Annotated in this window: 17 protein-coding genes; 12 read left to right on the top strand and 5 right to left on the bottom strand. The window is 42.3% G+C overall.

All coding sequences use genetic code 11. The annotated features are described in order from the left end of the window. Positions 1–160: 160 nt before the first annotated feature. A complete protein-coding gene (locus ACYQ28_RS18385) occupies positions 161–421 on the top strand; it encodes a phage tail protein (protein ID WP_460052834.1) in 261 nt (86 codons plus the stop codon). A gap of 513 nt (positions 422–934) precedes the next feature. Here the strand turns inward: ACYQ28_RS18385 and mtnP are convergent. Continuing rightward, a complete protein-coding gene (gene mtnP, locus ACYQ28_RS18390; RefSeq protein WP_460052816.1) occupies positions 935–1,813 on the bottom strand; it encodes an S-methyl-5'-thioadenosine phosphorylase in 879 nt (292 codons plus the stop codon). 748 nt (positions 1,814–2,561) lie between these two features. Here mtnP and arsS point away from each other — a divergent pair. The 5 genes from arsS (at position 2,562) to ACYQ28_RS18415 (ending at position 8,829) form a co-directional block, all read left to right on the top strand. Next, positions 2,562–3,599, top strand: a complete 1,038-nt coding sequence (arsS, locus tag ACYQ28_RS18395) for an arsenosugar biosynthesis radical SAM (seleno)protein ArsS (protein ID WP_460052814.1) — start codon at positions 2,562–2,564, stop codon at positions 3,597–3,599. 203 nt (positions 3,600–3,802) lie between these two features. After that, positions 3,803–5,965: an FAD-dependent oxidoreductase gene (locus tag ACYQ28_RS18400; RefSeq protein WP_460052812.1), complete on the top strand. Its 2,163-nt coding sequence runs from the start codon at positions 3,803–3,805 to the stop codon at positions 5,963–5,965. A gap of 210 nt (positions 5,966–6,175) precedes the next feature. Further along, positions 6,176–6,856: a TIGR04283 family arsenosugar biosynthesis glycosyltransferase gene (locus ACYQ28_RS18405; RefSeq protein WP_460052809.1), complete on the top strand. Its 681-nt coding sequence runs from the start codon at positions 6,176–6,178 to the stop codon at positions 6,854–6,856. 188 nt (positions 6,857–7,044) lie between these two features. After that, the gene (locus tag ACYQ28_RS18410; protein ID WP_460052807.1) at positions 7,045–7,722 is read left to right on the top strand and encodes a TIGR04282 family arsenosugar biosynthesis glycosyltransferase; all 678 of its coding nucleotides are present in this window, start codon (positions 7,045–7,047) and stop codon (positions 7,720–7,722) included. Positions 7,723–7,776: 54 nt separating this feature from the next. After that, the gene (locus ACYQ28_RS18415) at positions 7,777–8,829 is read left to right on the top strand and encodes a methyltransferase domain-containing protein (RefSeq protein ID WP_460164738.1); all 1,053 of its coding nucleotides are present in this window, start codon (positions 7,777–7,779) and stop codon (positions 8,827–8,829) included. Between the two features lie 69 nt (positions 8,830–8,898). On the opposite strand, the gene ACYQ28_RS18420 is transcribed toward ACYQ28_RS18415, so the two are convergent. The 3 genes from ACYQ28_RS18420 to ACYQ28_RS18430 all read right to left on the bottom strand — a co-directional run bounded on the left by ACYQ28_RS18420 (position 8,899) and on the right by ACYQ28_RS18430 (position 12,882). Continuing rightward, positions 8,899–9,912 (bottom strand): aldo/keto reductase, encoded by a 1,014-nt coding sequence (locus tag ACYQ28_RS18420; RefSeq protein ID WP_460052751.1) that lies wholly within the window; start codon positions 9,910–9,912, stop codon positions 8,899–8,901. Positions 9,913–10,027: 115 nt separating this feature from the next. Continuing rightward, positions 10,028–11,572, bottom strand: a complete 1,545-nt coding sequence (locus ACYQ28_RS18425) for an alanine/glycine:cation symporter family protein (protein ID WP_460052748.1) — start codon at positions 11,570–11,572, stop codon at positions 10,028–10,030. Between the two features lie 11 nt (positions 11,573–11,583). Further along, entirely contained in the window at positions 11,584–12,882 is a 1,299-nt protein-coding gene (locus ACYQ28_RS18430) for a dicarboxylate/amino acid:cation symporter (protein ID WP_460052745.1), read from the bottom strand. Between the two features lie 448 nt (positions 12,883–13,330). Here ACYQ28_RS18430 and ACYQ28_RS18435 point away from each other — a divergent pair, with 448 nt between their 5' ends. The 6 genes from ACYQ28_RS18435 to ACYQ28_RS18460 all read left to right on the top strand — a co-directional run bounded on the left by ACYQ28_RS18435 (position 13,331) and on the right by ACYQ28_RS18460 (position 24,017). Continuing rightward, a complete protein-coding gene (locus ACYQ28_RS18435; protein ID WP_460052743.1) occupies positions 13,331–13,648 on the top strand; it encodes a hypothetical protein in 318 nt (105 codons plus the stop codon). A 468-nt stretch (positions 13,649–14,116) separates the two neighbouring features. Then, positions 14,117–16,351 carry an NADP-dependent isocitrate dehydrogenase gene (locus tag ACYQ28_RS18440; RefSeq protein ID WP_460052740.1) on the top strand — a complete coding sequence of 745 codons (2,235 nt, stop codon included), beginning with the start codon at positions 14,117–14,119 and terminating at the stop codon, positions 16,349–16,351. A gap of 108 nt (positions 16,352–16,459) precedes the next feature. Further along, positions 16,460–17,155, top strand: coding sequence for a 2OG-Fe(II) oxygenase family protein (locus ACYQ28_RS18445; RefSeq protein WP_460052738.1), 696 nt, complete (start codon positions 16,460–16,462; stop codon positions 17,153–17,155). Between the two features lie 276 nt (positions 17,156–17,431). Beyond that, complete coding sequence (locus tag ACYQ28_RS18450; RefSeq protein WP_460052735.1) at positions 17,432–20,278, top strand: TonB-dependent receptor plug domain-containing protein; 2,847 nt, start codon at positions 17,432–17,434, stop codon at positions 20,276–20,278. 73 nt (positions 20,279–20,351) lie between these two features. Continuing rightward, on the top strand, positions 20,352–22,151 hold the full coding sequence (locus ACYQ28_RS18455; protein ID WP_460052732.1) for a 2OG-Fe(II) oxygenase family protein: 1,800 nt from the start codon (positions 20,352–20,354) through the stop codon (positions 22,149–22,151). 75 nt (positions 22,152–22,226) lie between these two features. Beyond that, positions 22,227–24,017: a sulfotransferase gene (locus ACYQ28_RS18460; RefSeq protein ID WP_460052730.1), complete on the top strand. Its 1,791-nt coding sequence runs from the start codon at positions 22,227–22,229 to the stop codon at positions 24,015–24,017. On the opposite strand, the gene ACYQ28_RS18465 is transcribed toward ACYQ28_RS18460, so the two are convergent. Next, a partial coding sequence (locus tag ACYQ28_RS18465; RefSeq protein WP_460052727.1) for an aspartyl/asparaginyl beta-hydroxylase domain-containing protein occupies positions 24,006–24,332 on the bottom strand: 327 nt, incomplete at its 5' end. The two genes, ACYQ28_RS18460 and ACYQ28_RS18465, sit on opposite strands and share 12 nt — an antisense overlap.

Here is a 24,332-nt window from a genome sequence, read left to right on the forward strand (position 1 = left end):
CCTTTGGCGAGAAAAATGGCCGACTATACCAGCTGGCCTCTTTTCAAGAAAATTGCACTTATTATCCGAAACCAAGTGAAATATATTCAGTTGCTTTTAATTAAATCAAGAATCAGTGAATCATAAGCTCGATTAAAAATTACCTATAGAGGATGTATTTATGCAAGGTTATGTGGGAGAGATTAAGTGTTTTGCGGGTACATTTGCGCCGCGTAATTGGCTGGCGTGTAAAGGGCAGCAGCTAAATATTTATGAATACCAAGTGTTGTACTCGATAGTTGGTAATCGTTATGGTGGCGATGGTCATCAAACTTTTGCTTTGCCAAATATCGCGCCCTTGCTCGGGGCGGAAACCTCAGAGCCATACGATGATTTAAACTATATTATTTGTTTTGAGGGTGATTATCCAGATCGTCCGTAATCATTAACATGTTGGTGTCGTTTTGTAGATTGGCCAGCATTTAAATTGTAGCGTTTTAAAAAGTATTGCTTTGGATTGTATTTTTTAAAATGTGTTTACTTGAGCTGTTTTTTTTTCAAATATTGTTTAAATACGTTTACTTTTTAAATACGTTGTTTTGATTTGTATAAAAACGAATTTATTTGCTGGTTGATTTTTAACAGCCTCTGATTATCTCCGCCGTGATTTAATCAGAGCGCCGAACTGGAAAACACGATTTCCAATGTTGTCACTATTTTGATCACTTGCTGTTCTTAGTATCGATGACACATCCTTGTGTTGAACAATTCCCGTTAATTAATCTATTGGAACCTCTGATTAACTCATCCTTGATTTAATCAGAGGGAAGAAATTGAAAATGTGATTTCCAATTTCTTCACAATTTCAATCACTTACAGTTCTTGAAATTGGCGACACATCCTTGTGTCGCGAGAAACTCTAGGTTAATCAGAGTTTCCTATTAATTAATAGTCGTTATTTTCTTAAAATATCAACAATGGCTTTTGTGCCTTCGTCCATGGCATCCAATGGTGTAACTAAAGATGTGCTCAAAATGGAGTGCGCATTGGATACCGGTTTTTGTTGATCAATTCGCTTTACTAAATCAATAACAATTTTCTGCGCTTTGGCGGCGTTTTCCATTAGGTTGCGGATTGCCATATCGGCAGAAACTTGTTCTTCGTGCGGGTGCCAACAATCGTAATCGGTAACCATCGCTAAAGACGCGTAAGCCATTTGCGCTTCCATAGCCAGTTTTGCTTCTGGCATATTAGTCATGCCTAAAATGCTCGCACCCATAGATCGATACCACAAAGATTCTGCCAGGGTCGAAAATTGCGGCCCCTCTATGGCAACGTAGGTTCCACCTCTGTGCAGGGTTACCTGACTTTCTTCTTCCAGGCTTTCAACCGATTGAGCTAAAACATCCGCTAAATTAGGGCATACCGGTTGTGCCATTGGTACGTGTGCAACAGCGCCCGATCCAAAAAAGCTGCTGTCACGCTTTTTGGTAAAATCGATGTACTGATCTGGAATAACCATGTGTTTGGGTGCAAGTTGCTCTTGTAACGACCCTACAGCGGATAAGGAAATAAGGTATTTCACACCACATTGTTTTAGCGCGAAAATGTTGGCTCTATAAGGGACTTCTGTAGGCAGTAAACGATGACCTCGGCCATGGCGAGCGATAAACACAACGGGAACAGAATTAATTGTTCCGCAAATCAACGCATCTGATGGTTTGCCAAATGGCGTATCCACAAAATGTTCAGTGACATTCTCCAATGCGTCCATTTGGTAAAGTCCGCTTCCACCTAAAATACCGATAGCAGCCTGTGGCAATGTTGTTGGCATGAGTTCTCCGAAAACACTCCTAAACTGAGTGTGATTATTAAATTAAACCATTGGGTATTGTTACGTCTGTATGGTTCATTATCTTTGATGAAAAATTTGTCTTCTAGACATACTAATTGCAGATTGAAGCGGTTGCTATCGGTGGGCTAAGTTGCTGTATTTGTGCTGGGCATAATCGACATATCGTCTTTTTTATTTAACAATAATTCTCATTTACTAGCTTCACCGCTATAGTTACTTTTCGAGCCACAAAATTTTAACGAAAAGTGAGAATTCAACGGAGCTTATTTTATGGGTTTTATCCGTGACAAAACCCTTTTCTTTGGTAATTTTTGCGATATTTAATGTTTATATTTTGCTAGGCGTATACGCTTCTTCTTTGAGATCTGAAACCTCATCAGCGGAAATAAATCTATTTTTGTGGTTAAATTCGTAAGCACCGTTAATGCTTAATTTAGTGAAGAGTTTTTTAATTAAAGATTGGCAAAATAGGCATGCTTGTGTACTTCTAGATACCATCAAGATTAATCGCAGATTGTTTTTATGTTTGTTAAATTCCGTCTAAGCGTTCTGCTTGAGCTAAAGCTAGTTGTACGGTTGAGAAATAATACTAGCTTGTACAAATCTTAAATTTTTTTTAACTTCTGCTATTAACTTTCTCGAAAGCCCTTGTATCCACAGCCAGTTCCGTAAATCGTGTCCGACGATTGAGCTTTTTCGCTCAGTACCAATGGAATTAGTTCGCAAGGTGTCTGTCATATTCGACCGATTAAGTTTTGTTAAGCCAATAAATTCCGCATATAAAGAACCTGAGGGCATTATGCACGCTACCTTGCCGTTGTTAGAAGTTACGGACTTTCCCGAGATTAACCGCGCTGAATTGACCACGCTTCAAGTCAACATCGGCTATTTGTGTAATCAGCGATGCTTACACTGCCATGTGAATGCAAGCCCAGATCGCAAAGAAATGATGTCTGAAGAGCTGATTCAACTGATTCCTGAAGTGATTAAAGCTCGCGGCATTAATACTCTCGATCTCACCGGTGGTGCGCCAGAAATGCACCAGCAATTTAGAGAGCTTGTGGCGAAAGTACGAGCGATGGGTGTACGTGTGATTGATCGATGCAATCTGACAATCCTAACGGAACCCGGATACGAAGGTACTGCGGAGTTTTTAGCCGAACATAAGGTTGATATAGTTGCTTCATTACCGTGTTATTCCCAAGATAATGTTGATAGCCAGCGCGGCGATGGTGTTTTTGATCGCAGTATTCTCGGTTTACAGATGTTGAATAAATTGGGTTATGGCTTACCAGATTCTGAGCTTTCCTTGAATTTAGTCTACAACCCTTTGGGTGCGACACTACCGCCCAATCAAGAAGCTCTCGAACAAGAATATAAAAAGCACCTGTTTGATAATTTCGGCATTCACTTCAATCAATTGTTTGCCTTGGCCAATATGCCGATTAAGCGTTTTGGTTCTACGCTCATTTCCAAAGGCAAGTTCGCAGATTATATGAATTTGTTAAAAACTAATGCTAACTTTGGGAATCTTGATCATGTGATGTGCAAGAGTCTGGTCAGCGTTGATTGGCTAGGTAATTTGTACGATTGCGATTTTAACCAACAGTTAGAAATGCCGGTTGTTATTGATTCCAACGGCGCTCGCGCACAGCTTAAAGATCTGCTTGAAAATAATTTGCAAGGTTGCGCGATTAAAGTAGCGGATCACTGCTATGGCTGTATTGCGGGTTCGGGTTCGAGTTGTGGTGGATCACTGAGTTAATTGAATTTTTATTCTTTTATCTTATTCGTATTTTTCTTTATTAAATACTTTGCTCGGGTTGCTGGCAAAACCTGTAAAAATTTCATGCTAGTGTGCCAGCAATTGAGATTGTTTTGATCCCAATGCTTTATTGAGCATGCGTAATGCTTTTATAAAAGAACAAAATTTGTTTTATAAGCCGTTTTGGCAAAGAAGGTAGTGACATGAAAAAAATTATTATCGTGATTGCGATCGCGATTTTGGTGGGGTTGTTCTTCGCGTTTGATGGAACACAGTACTTATCTGTTGAAGGTATTAAAAACAATGTAGATACCTTGCAGGCTTGGCGTGCAGAATCAGCTCTAACTTTTGCAATCATTTTCTTCACAGTCTATGTTATAACAACTGCACTTTCAGTCCCTGGTGCGGCTCTTTTGACCCTAGCTGCTGGAGCGCTTTTTGGATTTTGGTGGGGTGTTTTAATTGCGTCTTTTGCATCATCACTTGGCGCAACGCTCGCTTTCTTAGCGTCTCGTTATGTTCTTGGTGAATCCATACAAAGTAAGTTTGGGGATCGTCTGTCATCAATAAATAAAGGTATCGAGCGTGATGGGGCGTTTTATCTACTTACGTTAAGACTTGTTCCTGCATTTCCCTTTTTCCTTGTCAATTTGTTGATGGGTCTGACGCCGATCAAAACCATTACCTACTATTGGGTTAGCCAAATAGGAATGTTGGCTGGTACTGCGATATACGTAAACGCAGGCACTCAATTGGCGCAAATCGAGTCGGCTGGCGATATCCTTTCTACTGAATTATTTATTTCCTTCTTTTTACTTGGAATCTTCCCGTTAATTGCCAAAGCGATTGTCTCGAAAGTAAACGCTGCAAAGGTTTATAAAAAGTGGAGCCAGCCTAAAAAATTCGATCGTAACATGATCGTCATTGGTGCTGGTGCTGCGGGTCTGGTGTCTTCTTATATTGCCGCGGCTGTAAAAGCCAAAGTGACCTTAATTGAAAATCACAAGATGGGTGGCGACTGCTTAAACTACGGTTGTGTACCGAGTAAGGCGTTAATCAAATCGGCGCGTGTTGCTAAACAAATGCGTAACGCCGAAAACTACGGGCTAGAGGCCGTAGAGCCTAAGTTCTCGTTCCGTAAAATCATGGCGCGTGTGCAACAGGTTGTTAAAGACATTGAACCCCACGACAGCGTTGAGCGTTACGAAAGTCTTGGTGTTGACGTAAAACTGGGTCACGGTAAGTTGGTTGATCCGTGGACCGTAGAAATCACCGATAAAGAAGGCAAAAAATCACGTTTAACTGCGCGCTCCATTGTTATTGCCGCAGGTGCCGCTCCCTTGGTGCCACGTATTCCGGGCTTAGAAGAAACCGGCTACCTAACCAGTGATACGCTTTGGGAAGTTTTATCCGATCGTGATACGCCACCGGAGAAGCTTATCGTTTTAGGCGGTGGTCCAATCGGTTGTGAATTAACGCAAGCCTTTGCTCGTTTGGGTGCAAACGTAACGCAAATCGAGATGGCGCCACGTATTTTGCTGAAAGAAGACGAAGATGTTGCCGAATTGGTGACTAAATCGCTGTTGTCTGACGGTGTAAATCTGCTTACCGATCACAAAGCGGTGGGCGCTGAGCTGGTTACCGAAGGCGAAACCAAGAAGAAATACTTGATTGTTGAAGCCAATGGCGAAACCAAACGCATCGAATTTGATGAAATCATCTGTGCATTGGGTCGTATGCCACGTTTGAGCGGTTACGGCTTGGAAGAATTAGGTGTAAATACCAATCGCACCGTATCTACCAACGAATATCTACAAACGGTTTACCCTAATATATATGCTGCCGGTGACGTTGCGGGTCCTTATCAGTTTACCCACACCGCTGCTCACCAAGCTTGGTATGCCGCAGTTAACGGTTTGTTTGGTCAGTTTAAAAAATTCAAAGCCGATTACAGTGTGATTCCCTGGACGACCTTTACCGATCCAGAAGTTGCACGTGTGGGTTTGAGTGAGCAAGATGCAAAAGAGCAGGGTATTGCTTACCAAGTAACACGGTACGGTATTGATGATCTTGATCGCGCCATTGCAGAAAGCGAAGCGCACGGTTTTGTGAAAGTTCTGACTGTTCCGGGCAAGGATAAAATCTTGGGCGTAACCATAGTTGGTGAACACGCCGGTGAATTACTTGCCGAGTTTGTGACCGCCATGAAGTGGAAACTTGGCTTGAACAAAATCTTGGGTACCATTCATACCTATCCGACGTGGTCTGAATCGAACAAATACGCTGCCGGTGAGTGGAAGCGTGCGAATCAACCTAAGAAACTCTTAGAGTTGGTTGAGAAATACCACAATTGGCGTCTAGGTTAATTCGACGTTATTTCCTGTCGTAAAAGAACCACCTTCGGGTGGTTTTTTTATATCTCGTATTGGTTTGCTTGTGGCTTGGTGTTTTTTCACGCGTGGTTAAAAATAGGAAAACTACCTGTCTGGGTTAACTTATTATTGATTGACGATTATTTCTTTTATAATCAAACATTCGCGCCAACTCTTTTTCGAACAAACTGTAGCCTTACCTGAATGTCACCCGAGCTTTCTATTGTTGTCCCGGTTTATAACGAATCGGCAAATGTGCCTGAATTGCTGAGCCATCTTAAGCCCTACCAAGATAAAGGTTATGAGGTCATTCTGGTTGACGGACAAAGCACCGATGACAGTTTCGATTTGATTCAAGCTCAAGGCTTTACCGTGATTCGCTCAGAACGCTCGCGAGCCTTGCAGATGAATCAAGGTGCTAGGCATGCAACCGGCGATATTCTGTTATTTTTGCACGCCGATACTCGTTTGCCCGATAATGCCGATGCTCTTATCGTGCAAGCTCTTGCCAAACCTAATGCGGTTTGGGGGCGGTTCGATGCCTTTATTGTTGGGCGTCATCCCCTGTTAAAGGTTGTGGCCCGAATGATGAATTGGCGATCTCGGCTTACGGGCATTGCAACTGGTGATCAGGCCATTTTTGTGCGTCGTACGGTGTTTGAAAGCTTGGGTGGTTACGCACAGCAACCCTTGATGGAAGATGTTGAGCTCTGCCGACGCTTATTAAAGCTTGGTAAACCGGAGTGTTTGACGGCCAAAATAGCTACCTCGGGCCGTCGTTGGGAGCAACGCGGCGTTGTGCGCACCATTGTTTTGATGTGGCAATTACGTTGGGCCTATTGGCGCGGAGCTAACCCCGAAGATCTCGCTCGGCGGTATCGATAAAGGCTATTGAGTGATGAATGAATTTATCAGCTTAATAGCTAAATTCGCAGACAATTTTTTTACAAATTTACAGTCCAATCGACCCAAACTGAGGCATTTTTTGGGTCAGTGTCATTGGTTCAATCACCGTGATTGGATTATTCTTTCAGCGAGGTTAATAATGCCTCCATTTAGAAAAGCAGTCGTAAATGAACGCAAGAATTGCATTGATTGCAAAGGCTCCGGTCGCCGGTTTTGCCAAGACTCGATTAATTCCTGCTTTGGGTGAACAGGGCTCGGCAAAAATTGCCAAACGTCTGTTGGAACATGCCACCGCTCAGGCTGTTTCTGCTGAATTGGGCGATGCTTATTTGTTTGCATCACCTTTTCCTTTGTCACAATGGCCGGATGTTTGTATACCAGAAAGTTTACGAGTATTTCCTCAAGCCGACGGTGACTTAGGAAATCGCTTAATTCAAGCGTGTTTGACGATGCACTCCAACGACGATACCGTGAAGTTTTCGGCCTTGCAAAGTCTTGAGTCTGAGCAAACCATCGAGTTGAACTCACCAATTATTTTGATGGGAACCGATTGCCCGAGTTTAACAGCAGAAGTGCTTCGCATGTGTGCCGCTGAACTTGATACGGTTGATGCCTGTTTAATCCCGGCCAGCGATGGTGGCTATGTCGCTTTGGGATTAAAGCGGCTGCATCGCTCTATCTTCACCGATATTGAATGGAGCACTGAGGTGGTTTGTTCTACAACCGAGCAGCGATTTGAAGCGCTGCGATGGTCTTATACAAAATTGCCGACAATGCACGATATTGATGAGCAACAAGATCTGCAATGGCTGCCACCTGAGTGGTTAGCCGAACTCGATCAATAATGAATTGATGTAACTGAATTTGACTTTTAACTATTGTTTTTAGGGTAAAAATGTATGGAAAGCCATGATGTGGTAAAAGATTATTATGGAAAACAGCTGCAAAGCTCTAATGATCTTAAAACCGATGCTTGTTGTGACGCATCCGCCGTTCCAGATTGGTTGAAGCCACTGTTATCTAACATTCACGATGAAGTGCTTTCCCGTTATTACGGCTGCGGGTTGGTTTGCCCAACCAACCTACGCGGTGCTCGCGTTCTGGATTTAGGCAGTGGTTCTGGTCGCGATGTTTATGCGTTGGCGCAATTAGTTGGGCCTGAAGGCGAAGTGGTTGGCGTTGATATGACTCCAGAGCAGCTTGAAGTTGCGCGCCGTCATCAAGCATATCATGTTGATAAGTTTGGCTACGACAATGTCCGTTTTGTTGAAGGCTATATTGAGCGCCTAGACGAATTAGGCCTAGAGCCAAACAGCTTTGACGTGGTTGTTTCTAACTGCGTTATTAACCTATCTCCCGATAAAGATGCGGTTATTGCTGGCGCTTACAACCTTTTAAAAGAAGGTGGTGAAATTTATTTCTCCGACGTGTACGCAGATCGTCGCGTACCGGCTGCGGTTGCCCAAGATCCTGTATTGTTAGGTGAATGTTTGGGTGGCGCGCTTTACTGGAATGACTTCCTAGCCATTGCTAAGCGCCAAGGTTTCTTTGATCCTCGTTTGGTGGAAAAACGTACTCTTGAAGTTACCGACTCGGAATTGAAGGCCAAGGTCGGCTCGATTAACTTCATGTCTGCTACCTATCGTTTGTTTAAACTGCCAAAACTGGAGCCCGAGTGTGAAGATTACGGCCAAGCGGTAATTTACAAAGGCACTATTCCAGAAATGCCGCAGTATTTTGTTCTCGACGAACACCACGTGATTGAAGCTGGTCGTGTGTTCCCTGTGTGTGGTAATACTTGGATGATGTTGGCAGACTCTCGTTTTGCCAGTGACTTTGAATTTATTGGTAATTTCTCAAATCACTTCGGTATCTTCCCAGGCTGCGGTGGTTCAGCACCATTCGACAGCTTAATGATTGTTGGTGGTGATGAAGGTTCGAGCTGCTGTTAAGACCAAAAACTTGAATAAAAAAACCCGCTTAATGCGGGTTTTTTTATGGGTGATTATTCCGTTGGATATTTAACCCATTGGGTAGGGAAATTCTGCACTTACCGCGTCGATGGCTTTAAGTGTTTCTTCGTTAAGTGTTAGATCGATCGCGGCAAAGATTTCATCCAGCTGGTCAACATGGCTGGCGCCAACAATGGTTGAAGCGACAAAGTCGTGTTGTTTGCTCCATGCGGTCGCAAGCGTAATGGGTGAGATACCAATGTCGCGGGCGATTTCCATAAAGCGTTTGGTGGATGCGATGGTGGCGTCGTTTACAAAACGTTTTGCCATAATCTGCTGACGAGGACCGGCATTTTGGTAGTCGGTGAAACGAGCGCCCTCTGGAAAGCCATCATTGTATTTACCACTTAAAACGCCGCCCGCTAGTGGAGAATAGGGAATTAAGCTGACGTTTTCACGGCGACAGATGTTGGCAAGTTCATCTTCAAAACGGCGATTATTCAGACTGAAATTATTCTGAATGGTGTCGAACCGAGCTAATCCATTTACATCGGATTGCCAAAGGCTTTTCATTAAGCCCCAAGCATTTTCGTTACTGCAACCAATGGCGCGAACTTTACCGTCACGAATTAAATCGTCGAGCGCTCTTAAGGTTTCTTCGACGGGATAGTCTGGATCTGGCCAATGGGTTTGATAAAGGTCGATGTAATCGGTTTTGAGTTTTTTCAGCGAGCCTTCTACCGCAGCGACAATGTGGTTTTTATCCAAGGCCGTGTTGCCACCACGCAATGGCGGTACAAACCAGGTGTGACCGGGACCAGCAACTTTGGTCGCGATGATAATATGATCGCGAGGTTTGGTGGCTAACCATTTGCCAACAAACTCTTCGGTTTTGCCCACCCATTTGATGTCCGGCGGTACGGGATACATTTCCGCGGTATCAAAAAAATTAATTCCGGCTTCAAGAGAGGCATCCATAATGCGCATGGACATGGCTTCATCAGCTTGACTTCCAAAAGTCATGGTGCCCATACAGATATCCGGTACTACCAGACTGCTTTTACCGAGACGATTCTTTTGCATTGCTTAGTTGTCCTTATTTAATCAACAGGATTTTGGCATTTACAGAAATTATTCTGATGCAGAAATAAAAACCCCGGTAGAACCGGGGTTGAAAGTAGTTGTAATTAAACGCGATTTATACGGTCTGCTCTTCGGATTTTTCGGGGCTTTTATCGGTGCTCGGAGCCGCTTTAGATATTTCGCGGCGCAAGCGCTTTTCCCAAAAATCAGCGTGCTTAATACCCAGTTTTTCAGGATCAAATGTGTAGTTTTCAACGCCCGCTTTACGCTGAATTTCATAATCCTTGAGCGCGACAATCGCAGGTTTTGAGACTAGGAAAATAATTAAAATACCGACAACGTTCAGCCAGACGGTCATTCCCAAACCAAGATCACCCAGTGCCCAAACCACGCCTGCTGCTTTTACGGCACCGTAAAATGTCGCAGCCATCAGTGCGAATTTTAATACCATGCTCAGTGAAGGCATATTTAGGAAACGGTTTAAGTAGGCCACGTTGGTTTCGGCGATGTAGTAATACGCCAAAATAGTAGTGAATGCGAAAAACAATAAAGCTAGCGCTACGAAGGTAGAGCCAACGCCGGGCAGGGCGCTATCCAAGGCTGCTTGAGTAAATGCTGGACTGTTTGGATCAATGTTTGCGGCAAGGTTTTGAATTAAGAACACATCGCCATCACCGTGCACATTGTAGGAGCCGGTAATTAGAATCATGAATGCCGTTGCCGAACAGACAAATAACGTATCTACGTAAACGCTGAATGCCTGCACGATACCTTGCTGGGCTGGATGATCAACCTCCGCTGCCGCCGCATGATGAGGGCCTGTACCTTGGCCGGCTTCGTTGGAGTAGACGCCGCGTTTTACGCCCCAACCAATGGCAGCGCCAAGACCGGCCATGGGGGTGAATGCATCACCGACGATATTGGTGATGACGCCGGGTAATTCGGTAATGTTCAGGGCAATAATCACACAGGCCACGATAATGTATGCTAGAGCCATAAATGGAACAATTACCTGCGCAAACGCCGCGATACGTTTTACACCACCGAAAATGATAAATCCCAGAGCTATGATCACAAGAGTGCCACACAGGATTTTGGTAGAGCTGAAGGTGCCGATGGTGGTGTCGATCATGGTTCCCGCACCAAAAGCCGTTTCAACCGCGTTACCAATACTGTTGGATTGAACACCGGGAAGACAGAGCCCGCAAGAAATGATCATCGCAATGGCAAAAAGAATTCCGTACCATTTTTGGCCAAGCGCCTTCTCAAAGTAAAAAGCAGGGCCGCCGCGATAGAGGCCGTCTTTTTCTTCCTTATAAATTTGCGCCAAAGTCGATTCAACGTATGCGGTTGCAGCTCCCAAAAAAGCCACAACCCACATCCAAAATACGGCACCTGGACCACCAAAACCAATGGCTGCTGCAACGCCTGAGATATTTCCGGTACCAACACGGCCAGACAGTGACACTGCTAAAGCTTGGAAAGATGAAATACCTTTATCGTCTTTTTTGTTGGAAAACAACAAAACCCACATTTCGCGGAACATTCGAACCTGAACAAATCGAGTCAGGATCGAATAAAAAAGCCCTGCGCCTAAACATAGATACACCAGAATTGGGCTCCAGACGAATCCGTTTAGCGTGTTAATAATATCATTCATACCCTATGGCCTTATGCAGTCGGTGAGCTAGCGTGTTGTTCGTTGTCTTCGAGAGCGCCAGCGTGTGGATTGTTATATTGATCGATATCGAGTTTGTTCTCGCTTTTGGCGACCACACAGGTCACCGCTGCGTCACCAGTGATATTAACCGCGGTTCGGATCATATCCATGAGTCGGTCAACACCAATGATGAGTGCAATTCCTTCGGTTGGCAGATTTACTTGGCTAAATACCATGGTCAGCATCACCAAACCGACTCCTGGCACGCCTGCTGTACCAACTGAGGCTAATACTGACATCAGTACCACGAGCAGATAATCACTGAAACCTAAATCGATACCGTAAACATTGGCGATAAATACGGTGGCAACACCTTGCATCATCGCCGTGCCGTCCATGTTAATGGTGGCTCCAAACGGTACTGTAAAGGACGCTACAGAGGTATTTACACCCATTTTATTTTCTGTGGCGTGTAATGTTGCTGGAATGGTCGCGCTGCTGCTGGCGGTCGAGAAGGCAAACATCTGGGCTTCGCGAATTTTTGAAAGAAATGTAAGAGGATTTAAACCACTCAATAATTTGAGTGTAAACGGCAGTGTGAAGAAGCCATGGAAAATTAACACGCCACCCAATACAGAAACGTAAAGTAACAATTCAATAAATAATGTTATGCCTAGTTTTGCGAATATTGATGCGACCAAGCAGAACACTGCGTAAGGTGCAAAATGCATGACGATTTCTACCATTTTCATCATGATTTCATTCATCTCGTCGACGAATTTACGCACCGTAGGTACTTTTTCTTGGATTGAGAGAATGCAAATACCAACCACGATTGAATAGAAAATTATGGCGAGCATGTTGCCGTTTGCCATGGCTGCGACTGGGTTGCTTGGAATTATGCTGGTAAGCACACTAACGATGGAGGGAGCTTCTTTACTGCTGAACATTTGGTCTGTAGTAGGGGCATTTACTCCAGAACCTACAGAGAAAATTGTTGCCACAGTGAGTGCGGTCGTAATTGCAATGGCAGTAGTAGCCATGTAAAGGATAAATGACTTACCACCAATTCTGCCCAGTAATTTGATATCGCCGATACCAACCACACCACACACAATCGAGAAAAATACCAGCGGGACCACTAGCATTTTTAAGCCATTAACAAAAAGATTGCCGCCGAGTGCAAAAATCCCGTCAGAAAAATAGGTTGTTACAAAAGATCCCTCTTCACCAAAGCCCGAAAGGTTTAAGGTCAACCCTAAAAAAGTGCCGGAAATTAGGCCAATAAATACTTTTACAGTCAGATTCATAACGCAATATTCTGATTTGTGGTTAGTTTTTAGATGTTTAAGTCAGGTTAGTTTACAGTTACTCGCACGACTTATCAGGTTTGGGTGTAATATTTATTGGCCAGAATCGACCCTTCGTGAACGACAAGTGCCATTCAAACATTCATTGTAAGTGCCAAATACTCACCCCGAAGCATCGAAGGCTGCTAAATACTGTTGGCACTGAATTTTGATTGATACCTTAAACAAAACTACATCTGGTGCCAGTATCATCATAAAATTCTTAGGGTTAAGGCTTGAGAGTTAAGACGAGACCAAACTGGTCTACCGCAGCTTATCTGTCACGAAATCTGGTTCATAGTGGCGTAAGCTCGATAGAAATGCCCGTCTGAATGGATATTCTTCTAAAATTTGATAAGTCTAAGGCCTCTGGCATCGAACTGATAAACATAAAATAGTAGGAACATTTATGAACCATAAAGGCGCAATGCGCATAATTTTGAGCATCACGTTGCTGTTTGTGATGAAGCCCATTTTTGCGCAGTCTGACTCGCAAGCAGAGCCCAAGATTTATGTATGTGAGCTTAGAGACCTTACTCGTCGTGTTGAAATTGAGTATCTCGATCCTCTTACCGGTTTGCCGTGCAGTGTCAATTATTACAAAGACGACGAAGCGCCCGGCGAGATAAAGGTCTTGTGGCAGGCCGATAACTCAACCAGTTATTGTGAAGAAAAGGCCAATAGCTTTGTTGAAAAGCTCGAGACGTGGGGTTGGAGTTGCCATTAATGTTTGCTGATAAGTAAGCATTCAAAGCCTACTACTAATGGCAAGTACTTTAGTAGTGGATATTTAGGTATAATTCGGCCCGGTATTTTCTAATTGGCCTATTATGTGTTCTAGGTCAAGACAAGAAAAGTCTTATTTATCAGTAAGTTATTTGTGTTTTCGGGATGTTATTCAGCGTTCTGTAACGCGTCCCGGCAACCGTACGATTGTACGAACTCATGTTAGCTTTCGTGCAATCGGTGAATGACATGGAAGATCATTCTGTCCTATTGGGCATCGAAAGTTTCCAAATACGGAAGCAGCCAGTTGGTGCGCATGTGCGTGCCCAAGGCGCCAAACGAGCGAGCTGGAGTGCGAGCTCATTTGCGAGGTATTTTGCGCAGGGATAGAAATAAAACAACAATTCATCGTCGACTCCCTGCGTTTGTCTAACTGTGTAGCGCTCGCTAGCAACAATCGAGGTTTAAAATGACAACATCCGAGTCAACCATTATTTATACGAAAACTGACGAAGCTCCTGCTCTGGCGACTTATTCTTTATTGCCTATCATCAGAACTTTTGCTTCCAGTGCTGGCATCGACGTTACCCTAAGCGACATTTCTCTTGCTGGTCGAATTCTCGCCAACTTCCCAGAAAAACTCTCCGACGATCAAAAAATTTCTGATGAACTGGCTGAGTTGGGCCGACTCACTAACGAGCCGGGCACTAATATCATTAAATTGCCAAACATTAGTGCTTCAATTCCTCAGCTTAAAGCAGCGATTGCTGAGCTAAAGGAAAAGGGTTACGACATTCCTGATTTCCCAGATGAGCCTGCAAACGACGAAGAAAAAGCCATAAAAGATCGTTACTCCAAAATTCTGGGTTCAGCGGTAAACCCTGTGTTGCGTGAAGGTAACTCTGACCGTCGTGCACCTGTCGCCGTTAAAAACTACGCTAAGAAAAACCCACACAGCATGGGTAAGTGGGCAAAATCGAGTCAAACCCACGCGTCTTTCATGACCGGTGGCGACTTCTTTTCAGCCGAACAATCGGTAACCCTACCGAAAGCGACTTCGGTTAAATTTGAGTTTACCGATACTAACGGTAATATCACCGTTCTTAAATCAGAACTTAAATTGTTAGAGAGCGAAGTTCTAGACTCAATGCGCATGAGCAAAAAAGCATTGTGTGAGTTTTTAGAAGCTGAAATCGCTGACGCCAAAGAATACGACATTCTATTCTCGTTGCATTTGAAAGCGACCATGATGAAAGTCTCTCACCCAATCGTATTTGGCCATGCGGTGCGTGTATTCTTTAAGCCAGTTTTCGAAAAGCACGGCGCAACCTTTGATGCGTTAGGTGTAAATCCAAACAACGGTTTAGGCAACGTCTACGACAAAATCGCGTCTCTTCCTGAAGAACAACGCGCCGAAATCGAAGCTGATATTCAAGCGTGTTACGAAGAGCGTCCACGTCTAGCGATGGTTGATTCTGACCGTGGTATTACCAACCTGCACGTACCTTCAGATGTAATCGTTGACGCCTCTATGCCTGCGATGATTCGTAACGGCGGCAAAATGTGGGGCCCTGACGGTAAAGAATACGATACCAAAGCGGTAATGCCAGAAAGTACCTATGCAACCATTTACCAAGAAGTTATCAACTTCTGTAAAACTCATGGTGCGTTTAATCCAGCAACTATGGGTACCGTGCCTAACGTTGGTTTGATGGCGCAAAAAGCAGAAGAATACGGCTCACACGACAAAACCTTTGAAATGCCAGCTGATGGCGTTGTTAAGGTTATCGACCTAGACGGCAATGTGTTAATGCAACACGAAGTGAAAGCCGGTGATATCTGGCGTGCATGTCAAACCAAAGACGCGCCAATTCGCGACTGGGTTAAACTTGCCGTAACTCGCGCTCGTTTATCGAATACTCCCGCAATCTTCTGGTTAGATAAAGAGCGTGCGCATGATGCTCAATTGATCTTGAAAGTGACCGAATATCTAAAAGAGTACGACACCGAAGGTCTTGATATTCAAATTTTGGCTCCAGTTCCAGCGATTCGTTACACCATGGAGCGCTTAATTCGCGGCCAAGACACCATCTCTGTTACCGGAAACGTATTGCGTGATTACCTAACCGACTTGTTCCCAATTTTAGAGTTAGGTACCAGTGCGAAAATGCTTTCGATCGTGCCTTTAATGGCCGGTGGTGGTTTATTCGAAACAGGTGCCGGTGGTTCTGCGCCTAAGCACGTTCAACAGTTCCTAAAAGAAGCTCACCTTCGTTGGGATTCTTTAGGTGAATTTTTAGCGTTAGCTGTTTCTTTTGAAGATTTAGCCGTTAAAACCAGCAACAAAAAAGCCGGTATCTTGGCAAAATGTTTGGATGCAGCGACCGAAAAATTGCTTGAAAACAACAAGTCGCCGTTGCGTAAAGTTGGTCAGTTAGACAACCGTGGCAGCCACTTCTATTTGGCTATGTATTGGGCGCAAGCCGTGTCAGAGCAAACTGAAGACGCTGAGTTAGCGGCTAAATTTAAATCACTTGCAGAAACCTTAACCGCCAACGAAGCCGCAATTGTTGCTGAAATTGACGAGACCCAAGGCAAGCCTGCTGATATCGGCGGTTACTACATGCCGGTCGAAGAAAAAGCCGTAGCGGCAATGTGTCCAAGTAAAACGTTAAACGACGCGCTTGCAGCAGTGAATGCGTAAGTTATCGCTTTAAATCGTTTTAAAATGACACACAAAAAAGAGGGGGCGAACCCCTCTTTTTTCGTATATAGAGATAGAAAATATTTTTCTCTGTAAAGGATCAAAAACTTGTCTTACACGTTAAATCCACAGTCGTTTGATAAATCTGCGGCAATTGAAATTTTTCGAAATAATCGCCGCGCACGCATCTCGTCTTTCTTGTCGCTAGAAAGCGCAATTCAAATACAGCAAACCGTAATGTCGATACCTGTGTATCACCAAGCGTGTTTCGTTGATGGCCAATCGCAGTTGATAAACCCGACAAAGTTTGCCGAGTTAGATTTAAGCCAGCGACAAGAATTTATCAAAAAAATTTACGCGCAGGCCGCGCAAGGCACCGGTTTTTGGTACGGAAGATACGAGCCAAATGGCGAGGTTTTAGAATCTGTACAAAAAATAAAGAACTGGTTAGAAAGCGATGAAATGCTCTCTTTAATGAGAGAAGTAAGTGGCTACGGCGAGTTAACAAGAATAACCATGCAGCTCACACGCTACAACCCAGGCGACTTTTTAACACGTCACAACGACCTTGTATCCGCCGAAAATCGAAAAATTGCCTATGTATTAAATCTAGCACCAAAATGGCACCCCGACTGGGGTGGTTTACTGCAATTTTACCAACCAAACGGCACGCCCATCGAATCATGGAGCCCCGATTTTAATAGCTTTGGCATATTCGACGTCAGCTTGCCTCATTCAGTTACATCCGTCGCCCAGTTCTCACCTGCTAGCAGATACACCATCAGTGGTTGGTATCATTCATAAAGATATAGTCATCCAAAGTGTTATTTAATTAATGCTTACTTCTCGCGTTTTTAAAAAAAAGAATTCCCAGACTCTACGATCAGTATTTTGTTCCGAATAAATTTCTTGAAAAGTCGATTTATTTTGAGGGGCTGTAAGATTCAACCGTTTTAGAAGGCAAGCGAGTGTCAGATGAATACTTTATGTCAGTTGCAACACACGCCTTCCGGGTTGGATGTAGCTCACAGGCACCAAAGCTGGAAATAATCAGTCAACACACATTGGGATTTAAGAGATATGAAAAGAAAAGCTCTTTCGATTGCCGTGAAAGGTGCAATCGCTTTGACATCACTGTCTCTCCTGGCTGGTGGTAACGCCTACGCTCAGGATGAGGTGATTGAAGAAGTTACAGTTACAGGGTCGCGTCTAGTTCGAAAAGATTTGGAGTCTGTTTCTCCGGTCACTATTGTGAATCGTGAGGCGTTCCAACTGTCAGGTAACCTTAATATCGAACAAAAGCTTTCTGAATTTCCTTCGGTAACTCCTGCTTTTGGTCCTAGTTCTAACAACCCAGGTAATGGTACAGCTACCGTCGATTTACGTGGTTTGGGCGACTTCCGTACACTAGTACTGGTTAATGGACGCCGATACATTCCTGCAAGTCAAAACGGCGTTGTCGACTTGAACACCATTCCTGCATCCTTAATTGAGCAGGTAGAGATTACTACTGGTGGTGCTTCAGCCGTTTATGGTTCTGATGCAGTTGCGGGTGTTGTGAACTTCACCTTACGTGACGATTTCGAAGGCGTAGAAATCTCAGGTCTTTATGATATCACTGAAGATGGTGACGGTGAAAAGTACAACATTGATATAACAATCGGTGGTAACTTCGATGAAGGTCGTGGTAACGCTGTACTTTATGCTTCTTTCTTAGATCGTTCAGAAGTATTCCAAGGTGACCGCTCTTTTTCTAGCGTAGCTCTTCAAGATCGTAATGGTGCTTTGGTTCCGGGTGGTTCAAGTAGGGTGCCAGGTACTTTTTTGTCTAATGGCCCGCAGGTTGATCCAGATGGTATCCCCGGTAATGGGGATGAGTTTGCTTTAGGATTATTTGGGGAAAACGGTGTAGGTTTGCCGTTCAGAAATCCAGAAGATTTATTTAATTTCGCGCCAGATAATTATCTTCAATTACCCCAAGAGCGTTTCTTAATTTCTACTTTCGCTACGTACGACGTTAATGACAAGGTAGAGGTGTACTCTGAATTAGCGTTTTCTCAAAACGAAGTTCCACAGCAATTAGCCCCAACTCCAGCGGGCACTACAGTAGAAATTAACCCCGATAGCCCATTCTTCGATTCAGCAACACAAGCTGCGCTTGATGGTGTTCGAAGTGACACCAACGGTGATGGGGTAATTGATGGAGACGATAACGCAGTTTTCTTCATCGCTCGACGTCTTGAAGAAAACGGTCCTCGGATTTCTCGCGATAACCGAGATGCATTTCGGTTATTAGTGGGTTCTCGAGGCGAACTGAACGACAAATGGTCATACGACGCATATTTCAGCCGGTCTTCTTTAACTAATACCAACGTACTGCTGAATGATGCATCCGCGTCTAGATTTATTCAAGGTATTGCGGTAACTGATGATGGCACAGAATGTCAAAATACCTCAGGTGGATGTGTTCCAGTTAATATTTTTGGTCCTGGATCTTTATCTCAGGCTGCGATTGATTACATTAATATTAGTGCGTCAAATATTACTACAATCGACTCTGAAATTATCAACGCATCTGTAAATGGTTACGTAGGCTCTCTTCCTTGGGCTGAGAATGAAGTCGGCCTTGTATTTGGTTACGAGCATAGGCTTGAAGATTCTTCCTTCAATCCTGATACCTTTTTGGCTTCGGGTGATGTGTTAGGCTTTAATGCTGGTGAGCCAACCATAGGTTCGTTTTCAGTTGAAGAAATCTTCGCAGAGGTAAGTGTACCGATCATCGAGGGTAAACCAGGTATTGAAGAGTTAACTTTCTGGGCTGCCTTGAGATCTTCAGATTACAGCACTATTGGTTCGACAGAGACCTATGCAACCTCTCTAACCTATACTCCTATCCCACAATTAACTTTCCGTGCCGGTTTCCAAGAGGCAATACGAGCACCAAATGTGTCTGAGTTATTCTCTGGATTTGCTTCAGGTTTTCCTCCAGCTGATGATCCGTGTTCAGAAACCGGTTTTGATCCAGATTTGACCTCTGTTGAAACCTGTGAAGCTACAGGCGTTCCTGTTGGTCAGGTTAGTATTATCGAAACTGGCAATACCCAAGAAGAAGGCCTCTTCGGTGGAAACCCAGATCTTCAGGAAGAACAAGCTGAATCTTTCACCTTTGGCGCTGTGATCAAACCTACCGATGGTTTAGATATTACTATCGATTACTACAATATTGAAATTGAAGATTCTGTAGGTGTTTTCGCTGGCGGTGTAGCTAACATTCTAAATCTATGTTACAACATTTTGCAGGATGCTACCTCTGCCGAGTGCCAAGCTATCACTCGACGTACCGATGGCAATATCGATTTTGTTACTGCTCCTAATGACAATATTGGTGTGATAGAAACTTCGGGTATCGACCTGAGCGTTAATTACGTGACAGATTTAGGTTTCGGTCTATTTGGTAATGATTCTACGCTCCGTCTTGGCTTTGCAGGTACTTATCTAGACAAGTTTGAAATCGAACCAGTCGCTGGGGGGCCAACTACTAATAAATGTGAAGGTACCTTTGGTGTGACTTGTGGAGAGCCTCGGCCGGAATTCAAATGGACTTCTACAGTAACTTGGACCACTGGTCCGCTGACTTTAGCTGCTTTCCTACGTTATGTTGATGAAGTTGAGGATGATCGAATAGCTAACAATGGTGCAACTGCTTCTGATTTGGCTGTCCCAACAGTAAAAGAGGAGTACTATCTTGATCTCAGTGCCACTTACAAGGCTAGTGAGTCTTTCACAACGACTTTCGGTATCAAAAATGTGTTAGATACTGAGCCTACAAGACTTGGTAGCTCTCAGTCTCAGGCTAACACCTTTCCTGAAACATACGACCTATTAGGTCCTCGTTTCTTCTTAAGTGGTGTTTACCGGTTCCAGTAATAGATAAATTATCTTTTACTTGTAAAAAAAAGCGTCGATTTTTATCGACGCTTTTTTTAGGTGAGAGGTTTATATGAGTGAGACTTATTCTGAGCTATTCAACAGAATTTATAAATTAATTCAGAATAAAGACATTCCAAAGGCGACAGCTTTAATACAAAACTTAATGACTAAAAATAAAAATGATATAAATCTATATCATTTGTTGGGCATTGCCCATTTTCAGGATGGTAAAATCGGTGACGCCATAAAGTGCTTGGAAAAAGCTGTTCAACTAGGTGCGAAAGATCCTGAATTACTAAATAACTTGGGTAATTTTTATAAGTTCAATAATCAACTTCATCAGGCAGAGAGAGCTTATAAGCAGGCTTTCGAGGTACATCCCTCATATCTTTCGCCTAAACAGGGTTTGCTCAGTGTATTGGTGATGCAAAAAAAATACAGTGAATGCAAAAAATCCGTCGAAAAATTTCTATTGCAACATCCTACCAACTCAAGTTTTCACGGTGTAAGTGGAGATTTGTATCGACATGATTCTCATTGGGAAAAAGCCGAATTATCTTACCAAAAAGCTATAAAGCACGGAGTAGGAAAGAGCCTTGCTGCATATCTCAATAATTTAGGTTTAATCTATTTAGAACTATGTGAGTTTGAAAAGGCAAAGCAGTCGTTTTCGAAATGTCTAGAGATAGATAGCTCAAAGCCAGAGCCAATATATAATCTAAGCACATCTCTATATGAACTTGGTGACTATGAGTCAGCTCAGCGATTACTAGAGCAAATTATTAGTTCTTTTCCTAGATATCAGTTAGCTCATAAGAGTATTAATGAAATTTATTATCAAACAAATCAACTCCATTTATACGGATCTACCTACCAGAAATTCTTGTACGAAATAGAGTTTGACGAATATTTTGCTATTGAGTATTTGAAGTGTCTTTTGAAGAAAAATGATCTGCTTGAGGTGCGGAAATCTATTGATTCGTTTGGGGGGATTCAAAGTAAACATCTCAATATATTGATGGCTGAATATTATGAAAAAATCGGTAATGCTAATTTATCAAAATCACTGTACCAGTCTTTAACTCTTGAGGAAAATTCACCATCTGTAACATTAAAGTATGTTGAATATTTAATTAGAAATGAGTATCTCGAAGATGCTGAAGCTATAATGAGGAAATATTTCGATGTTTCCGAAACAGACTCACAGCTCGCTTTGGCGTATTACAGTGTTATATGGAAGAAAACTCAGGCTGGTAACTACAATTGGTTATGTGATTATAATAAGTTTGTGAAAGAATTTAGCTTATTCGATTTTGGATATTCAACAGAAGACCTTTCTCAGCTGAAAGTATACTTACTTAGCATTCATCCAAATCTTCGGGAACCAAGTAATCAAAGTGTGAGAGGGGGGTCGCAAATCCCGGGGAAATTGCTAAATAGAAATTCTAAAGAAATAAAAAAATTACGACAGAGTCTCGAGGAAATCCTTAAAAATTACATGTTGAGCCTACCATCAGATTCTACACATCCTTTTTTACGTCGAAATACAGGTAAATGTTCTATAGTTGGCTCTTGGTCGATTAAATTAACTCCGGGTGGATATCACCAGAGCCACATTCATTCGGATGGATGGTTGAGTTCCGCTGTATATATCGAAGTGCCAGAGTTCAATGAGTTTGATAAAAATGGATCATTGTTTTTGGGACGATCCCCATCAAGCCTGATACCAAATGATAACAGTGATTTAGATGTAAACCCAACAAGAGGATCAGTAGTATTATTTCCGTCGTATTTTTGGCATGGTACTGATAAATTCTTAGGTCCAAGTTTCAGAATAACTACACCTTTTGATGCAGTCCCAATACAGTAATATTTCATGAAAAGCAAATTACTAGAAATCTTAAATGAACTGAGCTCTATTAATACCAATAAATTAGAGTCATACATGCATAAATTTTCGTCAGAAATTACTTCGGTTGATGATTGTCTGATGGTAGGTAATTTTTTTCAATCAAGAAAAAATTATGCGGTTGCATTAAGTTATTTCGAAAAAGCATTGAGTATAGATATTAAATGTCAAGAGGCATTATACAATTGTTCTGCATGCTGCTATGTCTTAAACGATATTCAGAAATCTTTGGAATATTTAATAAAATTATCTAATGAAAAACTGCACTGTGACATTAATGTACCTGCGCTTTCATTGTGTAAGAAGCTCAACGCAACTTCACTTGCGTATAGGTTTATGTCAAGTATCAAAGTTTGGGATTTGGAACTTTTGGTTTTGCGTTGCGAAATAAATGCATTGTCTGGAGTCAGGCATTTATGTATTGGTGATTTAAATTATTTGTTAAATATAAAAAATATTTCTAGTAATCATCTAAAGCGTTTATCGATTATATCCGCAAAAATGAAAGATTATGATCTTGCGATAAAGTTTAATAATCAATACTTAAGTCAGGTGGGTAAAAACCCGATAGATTGTATACGCACAACAGATCTTTACTTAATGTCTCGAAATTTAGATTTGGCAAAGCAATCCATCGGATTTTGGGAGGAGGATCCTGTAAACGATTTCCTATTAAGTAAAAAAGAGTTGCTATTGGCTAAAATCCAACGCCTTGAGGGCAGGTATGAAGAGTCTTTGATCTCTGCGAGTAGGGCTGTGCTTATCGATTCATCTCTGAGCGAAGCTTGGAGTATTCTTTCCGATTTGTCTAAAGAGGAAGATTTGCCCGAATTGATCAATAACTTAGAGGCTGTTGTAACTCACAAGTCAATGAATGACTTCAATCTAGTAAATAGCCTGTATTCGTTAGGGAAGATGAAGGATAGATTAAATTTGAAAAATGAAGCTTTTGAATGTTGGACTCAGTCGAATAAGCTTCAACATCGATCGCTTAAAGAAAAAAACAAGCTATACTCTTCTGATCGACAGCGAGATTTCTTTTATAAATTTGTAAACTTTAGATCTAGATTCACCGATATTCCGAATGATCAGTTGCCAATTTTTGTTGTGGGTGTTCCTCGAAGCGGAACAACTTTATTGGAAAAGCTGCTTGGTCAGCATCCTGATGTACAGACCTGTGGAGAAATTGAGACTATACCTCTTATTTCTAGCCACTTTATTGATTCGATAAATGGAATGTCAAGTCAATATCAGTATGAAGAAATAGTTAAGAAACATAGAGACGATTATTTTGCGCAGGCAAAAATTTCACGAAAATGTTTTGTTGACAAAATGCCTCATAATATAGGTTATATTAGTGTTATTAAGGCTATATTCCCCAATGCTAAAATCATTGTAATGGAAAGAAATGTGTTAGATGTCGCTTTGTCGGTGTTTAAACATAACTTTTCAGATGGACATAATTACGCGTGTAACTTGGATGATATCGTAGATTACTATTACTTAACTAAGTCTATTACGCAGACATGGGTTTCTAGATATCCTGATGATATTAAAGTTGTGTCCTATGAAAAACTTGTTGAAAATCCATCTGAAGTTATGAGTAAGGTTTATAAGTTTTTGGGCTTTCGCTGGGAGGATGAGTATCTTCACCTAAAACGACATGATAAACCCAGTTACACATTTAGTGAGCTTCAGGTTAGAAAAACTATTAATAATAAAGGAGTTGGCTCTTGGAAAAAATATCATGATCAAATATTGCGTGATTTAAGTGAGAACAACAAAAAGAAGATAAGCATAGATTTTCCAGAGCTCTCATTGAGTTAAAATTGCAATTTTGTTCTTGAGCTTATTTTGTAGTTTTAATGTTTCCTGTTTTCTCTTATTGAAAGTATTTTGTAGGGCTATAATTTCTTCTGAATTTAAGCGCGGATTCCATAAAGATAAAATTAAAACAGTTCTCATTTTTTTATTTTCATTTTTGGCTTCATGAATGTAAGAGTCATCAAAAATAATAAGTTCTCTTTCTTTATTCCACATTTGCCATTGACCATTCACACCAATACTGTAGTGGTCAATTATTTTCATACCACCCTGTAGGAGGTTTTTATCATTTAAATGCTTTCTCAACTTCAGCTGGTG

The organism is Sessilibacter sp. MAH1 (assembly GCF_054658315.1).